Annotated in this window: 11 protein-coding genes and 2 pseudogenes; 7 read left to right on the forward strand and 6 right to left on the reverse strand. The window is 36.2% G+C overall.

The window, feature by feature from the left end:
- The coding region (locus tag QZ265_RS06440) for an FAD binding domain-containing protein (protein ID WP_296404538.1) at positions 1-1,460 on the reverse strand (1,460 nt) is incomplete at its 3' end.
- A gap of 281 nt (positions 1,461-1,741) precedes the next feature.
- Here QZ265_RS06440 and QZ265_RS06445 point away from each other — a divergent pair.
- The 4 genes from QZ265_RS06445 to QZ265_RS06460 all read left to right on the forward strand — a co-directional run bounded on the left by QZ265_RS06445 (position 1,742) and on the right by QZ265_RS06460 (position 5,829).
- On the forward strand, positions 1,742-3,037 hold the full coding sequence (locus QZ265_RS06445; RefSeq protein ID WP_296404540.1) for an NCS2 family permease: 1,296 nt from the start codon (positions 1,742-1,744) through the stop codon (positions 3,035-3,037).
- A 177-nt stretch (positions 3,038-3,214) separates the two neighbouring features.
- Positions 3,215-3,883: a response regulator transcription factor gene (locus QZ265_RS06450; protein ID WP_296404542.1), complete on the forward strand. Its 669-nt coding sequence runs from the start codon at positions 3,215-3,217 to the stop codon at positions 3,881-3,883.
- A gap of 2 nt (positions 3,884-3,885) precedes the next feature.
- On the forward strand, positions 3,886-5,451 hold the full coding sequence (locus QZ265_RS06455; protein ID WP_296404543.1) for a HAMP domain-containing sensor histidine kinase: 1,566 nt from the start codon (positions 3,886-3,888) through the stop codon (positions 5,449-5,451).
- Positions 5,452-5,616: 165 nt separating this feature from the next.
- Positions 5,617-5,829 carry a hypothetical protein gene (locus QZ265_RS06460; RefSeq protein WP_296404545.1) on the forward strand — a complete coding sequence of 71 codons (213 nt, stop codon included), beginning with the start codon at positions 5,617-5,619 and terminating at the stop codon, positions 5,827-5,829.
- Positions 5,830-5,984: 155 nt separating this feature from the next.
- Here QZ265_RS06460 and QZ265_RS06465 read toward each other — a convergent pair.
- A pseudogene (locus QZ265_RS06465) lies at positions 5,985-6,167 on the reverse strand (IS30 family transposase); the annotation flags it as partial.
- A gap of 274 nt (positions 6,168-6,441) precedes the next feature.
- Between QZ265_RS06465 and bioA the strand changes: the two are divergent.
- Both bioA and bioD read left to right on the forward strand, forming a co-directional pair.
- The gene (bioA, locus tag QZ265_RS06470) at positions 6,442-7,755 is read left to right on the forward strand and encodes an adenosylmethionine--8-amino-7-oxononanoate transaminase (protein WP_296404547.1); all 1,314 of its coding nucleotides are present in this window, start codon (positions 6,442-6,444) and stop codon (positions 7,753-7,755) included.
- Positions 7,756-7,827: 72 nt separating this feature from the next.
- Entirely contained in the window at positions 7,828-8,568 is a 741-nt protein-coding gene (bioD, locus tag QZ265_RS06475) for a dethiobiotin synthase (protein WP_296404549.1), read from the forward strand.
- 38 nt (positions 8,569-8,606) lie between these two features.
- Here bioD and QZ265_RS06480 read toward each other — a convergent pair whose 3' ends face one another.
- The 3 genes from QZ265_RS06480 to QZ265_RS06490 form a co-directional block, all read right to left on the reverse strand.
- On the reverse strand, positions 8,607-8,906 hold the full coding sequence (locus tag QZ265_RS06480; RefSeq protein WP_296404551.1) for a HigA family addiction module antitoxin: 300 nt from the start codon (positions 8,904-8,906) through the stop codon (positions 8,607-8,609).
- A gap of 58 nt (positions 8,907-8,964) precedes the next feature.
- A complete protein-coding gene (locus QZ265_RS06485) occupies positions 8,965-9,372 on the reverse strand; it encodes a GFA family protein (protein ID WP_296404554.1) in 408 nt (135 codons plus the stop codon).
- 129 nt (positions 9,373-9,501) lie between these two features.
- Positions 9,502-10,914, reverse strand: coding sequence for a PLP-dependent aminotransferase family protein (locus tag QZ265_RS06490; protein WP_296404556.1), 1,413 nt, complete (start codon positions 10,912-10,914; stop codon positions 9,502-9,504).
- A gap of 380 nt (positions 10,915-11,294) precedes the next feature.
- Here QZ265_RS06490 and QZ265_RS06495 point away from each other — a divergent pair, with 380 nt between their 5' ends.
- Positions 11,295-11,969, forward strand: a complete 675-nt coding sequence (locus QZ265_RS06495; RefSeq protein WP_296404558.1) for a LysE family translocator — start codon at positions 11,295-11,297, stop codon at positions 11,967-11,969.
- Between the two features lie 254 nt (positions 11,970-12,223).
- On the opposite strand, the pseudogene QZ265_RS06500 reads toward QZ265_RS06495, so the two are convergent.
- Positions 12,224-12,663 (reverse strand): annotated as a pseudogene (locus QZ265_RS06500) (hypothetical protein); the annotation flags it as partial.

Here is a 12,663-nt window from a genome sequence, read left to right on the forward strand (position 1 = left end):
GTCTTTTTTTCACCTGTCATTTGATATTGCACTTCATGTGTTAATCTAAGAATAATTAAATGCTGGTTGTCTGACAAAAGTGGAATATGAATAGCGGCTATATAGCTACCTGGATTAAGCTTGGTTTGTTTATAGCTTAAAAAAAACTCACTTATTGGAATAAAATCCTCAGTAGTTTCAGTATTTTCAGTTGTACTAATTGAATAAATATAATCTGATGTATTGTCAGGATTAGATGAGCAATGAGTTTTAGATACGCTATTAGGTTTAGATCTACAATGTATAATATGCACTCTTGCATCTAAAGCTAACAGTATAGGGGGTAAGTCACCAATGGGTGAGGCATTGGCGATATTTCCACCGATAGTAGCCATATTGCGAATCTGCGTGGAGGCAATACGTTTTATTATCTTAGCAAAAGAGGGCAAGTATTGTTCAAGAACAGGATATAACTGCTGATATGTCATGCCAGCACCCACTATTAATATATGCTTCTTCGGATTAACAGGACTATCTGCATCTATATGAAGGTGCCATTGCTTAAGCTTATCAACAGCTGACAACTGAATAATGTGAGTATAGTCTACAAATTTTTGCGTAATATTTAATCCTAAATCTGTACCACCTGCCCATAAAATCGCATTAGGATACAAGGCGACTAAATGATTGAGATCGGCTTGCGTATGTGGGATAAATAATTTGTTCCCGTCCTTATCTAAGGCTGATATTAAATAAGGATAGCTGTCTTTATTGTTAAATTTATTTTCAACATCCTTATTGTCTATCGGTTCTGAAGATTTTAGTTTAGAAGATTTAATTTCTGCAGAGTCTATTAAAAACGATTTTGATAGTTTTGTTTGAATAACTTTAGCGGGATCTAGTTCAAACATTTTTTTACCCGCATCAACAATTGGTCGATAGCCAGTACAGCGGCATAAATTTCCAGATATGGCACTTATAATTTCTTCATCCGTTATGGTGGTTTTCTCGTCTTTATCATGCTCAGTAGCTTGACCGGTATATTGGCCTTTAGGTTTATCTTCCAAAACTTTAGCTTGCTTCCAGTTTTCATATAAACAAGCCAGTGATAAAGTAAAACCAGGGGTGCAAAACCCACATTGCGAACCATGACAATTAACTAAAGCCTGCTGAGCCGGGTGCAGAATTGCTTTATCAGGATGATGATTGGGATTGTCTGCTAAATATGAAGCGGTAAATAGGTGTTGATTGTGCATCAAAGACAACAGGGTAATACACGTATTGATAGTATAAAAGGGAGAGTCTATATTTGACGACTTTATATCAAGAACCATCACAGTGCATGCACCACAATCGCCACTCGCACAGCCTTCTTTAACATCAATTAAACCTATGACAGTTCTGATAAATTCAAGAACAGTGGTATTTGGATTGATACTATTAAGACTGTAGTCAACATTATTTAATTTAAATTCAATCATTTAGCACTCTTTATTACAACATTATGTTAGCAACATATTTATGACTATCTAGGTATAATATATATTTTTAAAATACACTATTTATTTAAAGTAAAATATTTATATAATTATATTCTTTTTTATTTAACGAAAGTTGACTACTTGGTTAGGTTTATAAACAAGCTTGTAGCAATATATATGCCACTAAACCTAAAAATTTTTGTAAAGTTGTGGTATACATATTGCTGCTTCAAGATTAGGATAGCAATTTTAAATCTGTCATACCTATATTAGGATTCAATATGAGCGCATTAGATAAATATTTCGGTATATCCGAAAACGGTAGCAGTATAAAGACAGAGGTAGTGGCAGGTATTACTACCTTCTTGACGATGACTTATATCATTTTTGTTAACCCTATGATTTTATCTGACGCAGGTATGGATCATGGTGCAGTGTTTGTTGCGACTTGTTTAGCTTCTGCTATTGGCTGTTTTATTATGGGTTTGTACGCCCGATTGCCATTAGCGCTTGCCCCAGGCATGGGACTCAATGCCTTTTTTACTTATGGGGTAGTCATAGGTATGGGGCACACTTGGCAAATTGCTTTGGGTGCTGTTTTTTTATCTGGATGTATTTTTGTCTTACTAAGTTTATTTAAGATTCGTGAATGGGTGATTGACTCCATACCACATTCATTGAAGCAAGGTATAGTGGCGGGTATTGGGGCGTTTTTAGGATTTATTGCACTAAAAAATTCGGGAATTGTAGTCGCAAATGAAGCCACTTTCGTATCATTAGGCGAGATAACGACATTTGGTCCAGCAATGGCCATACTAGGTTTTATCGTGATTATAGGTTTAAGCTATCATAAGGTGCCTGGCGCTGTCACGATAGGCATCCTATTAACCACTATATTAGGGCTAATATTTGGCGAAGTATCCTATGGTGGTTTGTTATCTATGCCACCACCAATAGCACCAACTTTATTGCAATTAGATATTGCAGGTGCCTTTGATATTGGTATGATTAGTGTAATATTTGCCTTCTTGTTTGTTGATCTATTTGATACTTCTGGAACCTTAATAGCCGTGACCAAAAAGGCAGGGCTAATGAAAGAAGACGAAAAGGTACCCAATCTTGGTAAAGCATTATTGGCGGACTCAAGCGCTACTGTAGCTGGCGCCTTATTAGGAACTTCATCAACGACCAGTTACGTTGAGAGTACTGCTGGTGTTGCAGCTGGTGGAAGAACCGGTTTAATGGCTGTGGTAGTGGGGGTATTATTCTTACTTAGTTTATTCTTTGCGCCCCTTGCTGGTATGATTCCAGCGTATGCAACAGCCGGTGCAATCTTCTATGTAGCAGTGTTAATGTTATATACGTTAATAGATGTAGATTGGGATGATTTGACAGAGGCGGCTCCAGCAGCAGTAACATTGATATTGATGCCTTTAACCTTCTCAATTGCAAATGGTATAGCGTTAGGATTTATAACATATACAGCAGTTAAGCTAATCACTGGCAAAATGTCTCAAATCAGTGTTCCTGTTTGGATAATTACTATAATTTTACTTATGAAATTTATCCTAGAATAGCTTATTCTTGAATAACAAAAGTAGTTTTATAATAGAATTAGGAATATTATAGTTAATAGGTAATCATTGAAGTGGGTTTCATAAACTTACTTCAATTTTTTTTATTTCAGGACAAGTTTTTTTTAATTTTCAAGTTTTAAGGATTTTTTTATCAAATTTCAATAACAAGTAGCAATTATGCGTATTTTACTAGCAGAAGACGACCTGCGAATTGGTCAGGCTCTACAAGGAGCGTTTGAAGTTCACGGTGATGCAATAGACTGGGTGACAGATGGCAAACAAGCGGACATAGCTTTACAAGATAACACCTATGACGTTGCTTTACTTGATATTAATCTACCGTTTAAAGATGGTATAAGTCTCATTAGTCATGCACGTACCCAAGCTTATTCAAAGGATTTATCTATTATTATTATTACTGCAAATGATAACGTTCAAGAAAGGGTACAAGCCCTTGATTTAGGAGCAGATGATTATTTAGTAAAACCCTTTGATCTATCAGAATTATTGGCGCGTATTCGAGCAGTAAAAAGGCGCCAATTAGGTTATCAATCAAATATACTATATAACGATGTTATCAAACTTGATCTTGACAGTAGGCAAGTTCATTATAAAGATAAATGGATATATTTAAGTAATAGAGAATATTCTGTGCTATATGCATTGATGAGTTCAGCGGGAAAAGTATTATCGCGTCACGCATTGGAGGAAAAAATTTATGCTTGGGACAGTGATGTTGAAAGTAATGTTATTGAATTTATTATTCATAGCCTCCGAAAAAAACTAAGTAGTGATGTTATAAAAAATATTCGGGGCTTAGGTTGGTTTGTAGATAAGGCCAGTTAAATATGTCTAATCACTCTATAGGGTTGCTTATCCAAAAATCGCGAAATACACTACAATGGCGATTGATTGGTGCAGTTATTTTTGTTGCATTGATATTTACAGTGTTGGTCGCAACTTATTCAGCTTGGCAAAGTTATCATCAAGCCCAAAAATTGCAAGATGCTAAATTAACTAGCCTTGTCAATCTTGCTAAAAGCCATGATTTAACCTTGTCTAATAAAAATAAAACAATTACTTTAAACTATGGAGAAGATCAATTAAATAGCTCAAATACGAATCTAGATGAAGATGACTTGGAGCTATGGCAGTCTGATCCAGTTGATAACCCTATTATTATATATTGGCTAACTGACAAGCATTTAAAAACTTATTTTAGTGCAGATGAGCTAGATCATTTAAGAAAGTTACCAGATGGTTTGTATGACGTAGAGGGTACAAACAGTAATTATGAACTTATTAAATGGAGGGTTTATTTAAGTACAGGACCAATTACCAAGTCTTCTAAATTGTCATCTAGTGCAAAAAAACATTTGTCAAATAAACGAATTATAATTGCTGAAAAAGCTGATATTCGAGATATTTTAGCGTGGAATAGCGCAACGCACATTCTTATTCCGATGTTAACGCTTATACCCTTATTGGCTGTGGTTTTATTATTGGTAATCAATAGATTATTTTTGCCCCTGCGAGAAATTACTAAGACTTTAAGTGATTCAACAAATTACGCACACACATTTTTGCTATCAGACAATAGTTTATCTTTACTCAAGGATGAAGAATATATAAACCAATTACCAACAGAAATTCAAACCTTTTTGAGAGTAATACAAAGTCAAATCAAGCATTTACTACAAAGTATGAAAATGAATAAACGCTTTGTAGCCAATGCCTCACATCAATTGCGTACACCGATGACTTCAGTGTTATTGCTTGCAGAACAATTAAAAAACATAAATCCAAATCAAATAGATTACCAACTAAAAATAGACACCTTACTTGCTAGCATCAAACGCACTAGTCACCTAATGAATCAGCTTTTATTGTTATTAAAAATTGAACAAGGGGTGCAAACTGATGATAACTTATATCAGTTTTCTCCAAGTCGAGTGATAGAGGATGTTTTGATTGATTGTTATCCTCTTGCTGATAGTAAACAAATTAGCTTAGGAGTAGGTACTCTTAAAGATATTCCTATTCCAGTAAGTGAATTAGAGTTTAAACTCATAGTACAAAATTTAGTTGAAAATTCGATTAAATATACGCCCAATAAAGGTCAAATAGTTATAAACCTTGACATAAAAGACCAGCGAGTTATTTTTCAAATTAAAGACAGTGGTCCAGGCATTCCTGAACATGAAATAAGCAAAATAACTGAACCATTTTATCGCTCAACTGCGCATTATCAAAAGGATTATCACTTACATAGTGAAGGTTTCGGATTAGGATTATCCATTGTTCAAAATATCATCAATAACAGGGGAGGCAAATTAATTTTAACCAACTGCTATGATAAAAATGAACCCAAAAGTATCATAGGATTAGTGGCAACGGTTCAATGGGGGCCTTAAATAGCGTCAATTAGAGTTACTTGGTTACAACAATTACTTCAAAAAAACTTCAAGTTACTAAGTTTAGACTAAGTCAAATCATTGATAATAGCCTCAACGAACAGAAGAACTAAAAAACATTTCTCTGTACGTTTAATTCAATCAAACTAATCAAAGGATATTGTTATGAAATTAAGTCATTTAGTTGCCGTTGTTCTTGCCAGTTCTGTTGCTACAGTCAGCTTTGCAGCGCCTACCACTACTTCAGCTCCAGCTTCAAGCACCACAACTACCAAAACAATGCCAAAAACTGCAGCGACTACTAAAAAGGTCACTACTGTTAAACATAAAGCACCTGCTAAATCTAGTCATTCTAAAACTGCTAAAAAACATGCGTAATTAGAAGAAGTAGTGCTAAGTTAACAGTTAAATAAAAAAATAAAATAGTTAACGATAAATACTGTTTACTTTAAATAAAACGGCCATAATTGGCCGTTTTTTTTGTTATTGATATACCTTTAATAAATTCTTAGATTAACAGACCAAGTGCAACGTTATATGTTATTAAAGAATACCTCATTAGGGCATTTAAACCCTAATCGTTTTCTTGGACGCTCATTGAGTCTATTTTCAATGAACTGAACCTAATCATCACTGACCTGAGTAAAGTCGCAACCTTTAGGCAGATACTCTCTAATGAGACCATTGGTGTTTTCATTAGAGCCTCGTTGCCAAGAGGCATACGTATCAGCGAAATAAAACATAGATAGACAATTACTTAAACATTGTTTATTTAACATAATATACATTATGCGAAAACAAGCCAACCGGTTTTATGATTTCATAATAGACTTAATTTCTAGCTTTACATGATTTAAATTGCGTTATGATGATTCTCTTTTAATATTATAACTATAAATATGTTGCGTCCCTAACTATTGTCATAAATGCTAATATGTTTTGATATTGCGTTACTAAAACATTTATTAAGACATTTAACGATTAGACACTATGCCAAATAATAATTCCAATTTATTAAACCAAAACTTAGATGACTTTGATCATAATCATTTGTGGCATCCTTATGCAAGTTTACCGCCAGCATATCCTAACTTAGTCATTGATAAAGCTAACGGTGTTTATTTATATACTAAGTCTGGTATAAAACTTATTGACGGTATGTCATCTTGGTGGGCAGCAATTCACGGCTATAATCACCCTAAATTAAATACTGCTATTAGCGCTCAATTGTCTAGTATGGCTCATGTCATGTTTGGCGGCCTTACACATCAGCCTGCCATTGATTTGGGTCAAAAACTTCTTACTATAGTACCCAATGGTCTCGATGCGATATTCTATGCAGATAGCGGCAGTATTGCGGTTGAAGTTGCCCTAAAAATGGCTCTACAGTATCAATTGGCGCAACATAATCCAAAACGCAATCAAATAGCGACCACCCGATCTGGCTATTATGGTGACACTTGGCATGCCATGAGTATCTGTGACCCTGTTACAGGTATGCATAGTATTTATGGCAAACAGTTGCCCATACAGCTATTTGTTGATAAGCCCCAATCTGGATTTGAGACACCTTTAGATGATGATATTAAAAATCAATTAGCAGACTTTTTTGAACAAAATCAGCAAAATATAGCCGCTTTTATTATTGAACCCGTGGTTCAAGGTGCTGGCGGTATGCGTATTTATAACCCTGAATATATTAAAATTCTAAGTGAATTATGTCATAAATATGACATATTGCTGATTGCAGATGAAATTGCAACAGGTTTTGGTCGTACAGGTAAAATGTTTGCTTGCGAGTATGCAGATATTTCACCAGACATTATGACAGTGGGAAAAGCCTTGACGGGTGGCTACATGACATTTGCCGCCACTTTATGTCAACGTCATGTTGCTGAATGCATTGCCAATAGCGAATATTCTGCTTTAATGCATGGACCTACTTTTATGGGCAATCCCCTCGCCTGTTCTGTGGCATTAGCGTCAATTGAGCTAGTTATCGAGCATGATTACCCCAAACGGGCGTTACTTATTGAACAGCAACTTAATCAAAATTTGCAACCATTGAAAGCTTTTGATCAGGTAGCTGATGTGCGCATCCTTGGTGCTATAGGCATAATTGAAATGATTGATGCCGTAGATATGCCAAGATTTCAGCACTTGTTGATTGAAAATAAGGTATGGATTAGACCCTTTGGAAAATTGGTATATATTATGCCGCCAATAATCATGAAGGATAAAGAAGTATTCATGCTATGTAATAGGTTAAAGCAGGTTTTAATAGACTATTTTAAATCGCTTTAATGTGTGAAGAATTAGATTATGAATACGTCTATAATTATTCTATTGAGTTAATAAACATTGAGTTACCAAATTATGAGTGTATATTTCATAACTGGCATTGATACAGATATTGGTAAAACCATCGCCACTGGCAGGTTAGCTAGAGTTTTACATCATAAAGGCTGTAGAATCATCACTCAAAAGATGGTGCAAACAGGATGTAACGGCATCTCTGAAGATATAATGACGCATAGAGAGATAATGGGTATTGATTTACAGTCGCAAGATATCGATATGACGACTTGTCCCTATGTATTGCAAAAGCCCGCCTCGCCTCATTTAGCTTCAAAACTTGAAAATAAAATAATTGAGCCTAAACACATTACTAATGCAACCAATACGCTGATACAAAATTATGACATTGTGCTTTTAGAAGGCGCTGGCGGGCTTATGGTGCCACTTACTGACTCGTTATTAACTTTGGATTATATTGCGGGACTAAATTATCCTATTATCTTGGTTACTTCTGGCAGATTGGGCAGTATAAATCATACAATATTGAGCATTGAAGCCATCAAATCTCGTTCACTGCAACTACATGCTCTCATTTACAACCATTGGCAACCTGACAAGCATTTAGCGTCAAATTATGAACCTGACGTAGAGATTGTGGATAGCACCAAAGACTATTTGAAGTCTTATTTAGCTCAAAGTTATCCTGATACTTACTGGGTCGATTTGCCTAATGAATTAAAAATTAAAAACGATGACTTAACACATTCAGACCGCAATTCTTCTCTAGATAGCTATGCCGAGCGTTTGATTTATAAGTAACGAAGTGAACAAATTAATATAGTTTGTCGATAAAACCATTAAGAATCTTCAATAGGCTCAATACTATCTAAAAAGGATGGGTTCTGACTTTCAATCAACCTTAGTTCATAGGTAGATTGTAGGTTCAACCAAAACTGCGCACTTCCCCCAAAATATTTAGCCAGTCGCAATGCTGTACCCACAGTTATGCCCCGCTTTTCACGAACAATTTCATTGATACGAGCTGGCGTGACACCGAGATGATTAGCCAAAGCATTGGCGCTAATATCAAGAGGCTCAAGAAAATCTTCTCTCAAAACTTCACCAGGATGAATTGGTCGCATTCCATTTTTAATCATAATATTTTCTCTCTAGCTTGTTGTTGCTATTTGTATAGGATATATAGATCATAAACATCTAATGTCCAGTCCCTTCACTATATATTTTAATAGAATCGCTAAGATTGTACCAACTCGCTTTATAATATGTATAAATTTGGGCAGTAACAATTACTGGAATATCTTCATCAAACGTGGCTATAGCAAGTTCTATATCTTCAACTGCTGCACCCCCTACCCTAAACCCTATACTCGATTCGCAGTTTGAACAAAAGGTTCTTGTCGTACCATTTTCCGCTGTATATTCTTTTAACAACTCTGTACCCGTTAGCCAACTTAAGCCCGTTACAGGCACTAACGTACCAAACGCTGCTCCATGAAATTTACGGCACATACGACAATGACAGTTTGCCGCTTCACTTTTTAATCCTGTCACGCTATAGGTGATTTGTCCGCAGAGACATGATCCTTGATATCTTTTTGGCATAGTTAGTTCTCTTAATTAGCATTCATAATTAGATAACTTCTTATATGAGTATACCTGTTAAATAAATTTATAATTACCCTTAAGATAAAAGCAGATGGCAAGATTAGCTACATTTGTGTGTTCACTATTTTAACCCTTCGTATCAGAGATATACTTCCCCAACCACTGCAAAAACTCATCACTGGTAGTCGCAACGTTTAGACGTAAGAATGTCGAATATTCACCATTTGGGTTAAACAGTTGCCCCGGTGCTATAAGCCAGCCATCATTATGCGCTTTAAGGGCAAGTTTTGCGGTATCACATCCAACATCAATCCAAACAAACATACCCGCCTGCGCGTGTTCAGGGTATTCAAGTTCCATAGCGGATAGTTTTAGACGTAGCTGTTGATGAGCGATATATAAATGTTGCTGCAATTTCTTAAGTTGACGACGGCTCTCGCCATGCGTCCATAACTTGTGTATTACTCTCTCGCCAAACTCTGGCGTCGTCATATTACTTAACGTTTTTACGCCAATGACATCATCAATGAATTTATCAGGACAAACCAACATGCCGACTCGCCAACCTGATGCCATATATTTAGAAAAACCTGTGGCATAAAACACTCGTTCAAACTGATCTAGACTAGAATACCTCAGCGCATTGTCCTCGGGTAATAAGGCGGCGTACAAATCATCTTCAAAGATATAAGCATCATACTTATGAATCAGATTGAGCACTTGGTGTACTCGTGCAGGATGCAGATTATAAGACGTTGGATTGTGAAGAACACTATTGGTTAAATACATCTTTGGCCGATATCGTTCAAACAATTGAGTCATTTGTTCAATATCAGGGCCTTGATGATCACGCCTTACGCTCACTACTTTCAGTCCTTGACGCTGTAAGCTACTTGATAACCAAAACCAACCCGGCTCATCAACAAGTACGGTATCCCCTTCGCTTAACAATACTTGAGAAACTATTAACACGGCTTGAGAAATACCTGCAGTGGTAATGATATTGTCTGCAGTCGTTTGCATGCCTAGCTGACCTAAGTATTGAACCAGTTGCTGTCTTAAGGGCAGGAAACCTTGTATATTGCCATAGCTATATATAAAGTCAGGCGACTGATTGGTAATTTGTCGTATTGCCCACTGCATTTTATCATTTCGTACCCACTCTAGCGGTAATACACCAGAGCCTGGTGAACGATCAAGTGGCGTTTTACTGAACATTTGACGTACTAACCACTTGGTATCAATTTCAGGATTCTTATCCACTTCTTTGAACGTTACTTCTGTAACGGCTTCCTCAAAAATCAAGTCATTAACATAATAGCCAGAGCCTTGCTTGGCCGTCAATACATTGGTAGCCACCAACTGCTCGTATGCTTGAGACACGGTAAAACTTGAAACCCCTAACAACTTTGCTAATTTCCTGACCGAAGGTACCCGCTGATTTGGTTTGTAAACGTGCCATTCAATGCGCTTATTGATCCACTCTATAATAGCTTCAGTTTTGGTTAAGCGTGGATTAAGGCTATAAGTTTCTGACATAACTTTGTCCATATTTATGACTACGGTTTTTAAATTATTGTTTTAATGATTGTGGTTTTAAGAATAGGTTAATTTCAACCTCACATCTAACATTCAATATAACATTTAAATAGATAGTTAAATTAAACTGTATTGAACGTTAATCTTAACACTTTATTAACATTTATATAAATTGTATAGCAAATGTTTGGTTGTAAATTTTCTGAACAAAAACGTTAAAATTTAATATTCCTAAATCGTTATGATTTTTTATACTATACACTTTGATAACTGTTATTGATTCTGTATAGGTACTGATTTGGTAATAGGTTATATAGTTTGCTTATAAGAAGTTGAAATAATTAATGGACTTTAGGTTTTAGCTATTAAGGAAATTAGATATGATGACTATTGAGGGTAATGTCTCAGCCCTAGCCGTTTTTATGATAATAAATTCTATTACTCCAGGCCCAAACAACTTGATGTTACTACAAGGCGGACTAAAACGTGGCTATTGGGGGTGCCGTTGGCATATGCTAGGTATTAGTTTTGGTGTCGTGATTATGTTGTGGTTGAGCTATTGGGGGATGGCGAGTTTTGTTGTTGAACACCCCACTTTGATGCAGATAATTAAGATAGTTGGAACGGGCTATTTATTATGGCTGGCTTACCACATGGCCAAAAGCGACTTTGCGCAGATAGTGACATTAGCATTTGAAAGCAAAAGTTTAAATGTCGGTAATAAGCAGCGTTTTGGTGAATTACCGTTAAGTTTTTGGGAGGCAGTACTGTTTCAGTGGTTAAATCCTAAAGCATGGACGATGACTGTGGTTGCCCCTACTTTGGCTATTCTGACTAGCAATTTGTTTGCGGCTCAATTGGGACAATTCAAGTTTGGACTAAATAATTGGCCATTGCTCATAATGTGTATGGCTATTAATTTAATCTGTATCAGCTTTTGGTCAGCAGGTGGGCAACAATTAAGAAGACTGGTTACCAAACCTTTAACCATGCGATACGTGCATGCCTTTATAGTATTGATGGTTGTTTATTGTGCGGTTACCTTGTGGTTTTAAAATATTCTTAATGTCTATTTAGCGGCTCGATAACCTATTTTTAAAATACTTTCTATTAATATTTAGAACTTGAGTGGGTAAAATACTTAATGCATGGGTAGGACTCATTAAGTCAATGATTAGCACCCACGCCGTATTTTTGTTAACCCTACACCCCAAAAAAAACAAACCCCTTTTAATAGAGGTTTGCTGTGTGTGAAAAGCCGGTTGTGGTCACTGCTGCGTAGGGCGATATCTACGCTATGCACTATGGCTTATAAAATAATATCAATCCCATTTTGAATTAGCAACTGATGGGTACCATTGGCATCGCTAAATTGATAAGCACTATAGCCAGCTTGTGGAGACGGCGTTATGGCAGCCCAATTACCACCAGCCAAACTAATGCTATCGTTTGTATCGCCGTTAATGGTCAAACCTTTATCTTGCATTAGGTTACCGTTGGTGCCTGAGGTATAGTCATTAATCACGTTAAGCAAATCGCTGGTTTTAAAGTTGGTTATTTTTTGAACACCATTGCCTGTCATGTCAATGACTTCCAATTGATCAAACGCAGCAGCATTGATAGTACTAAAATCAATGGTACCTGCCGTTGAAATTAGCAACGTATCCTCGCCAGCACCGCCATTAATCGTGGTGTCGGCACTGTCATAAACAATGCTGTCATCACCTGCGCCAGCATTGATAATATCGG

It is taken from the genome of Psychrobacter sp. (genome assembly GCF_018260395.1).
In the GTDB taxonomy this organism is placed as follows: Bacteria; Pseudomonadota; Gammaproteobacteria; order Pseudomonadales; family Moraxellaceae; genus Psychrobacter.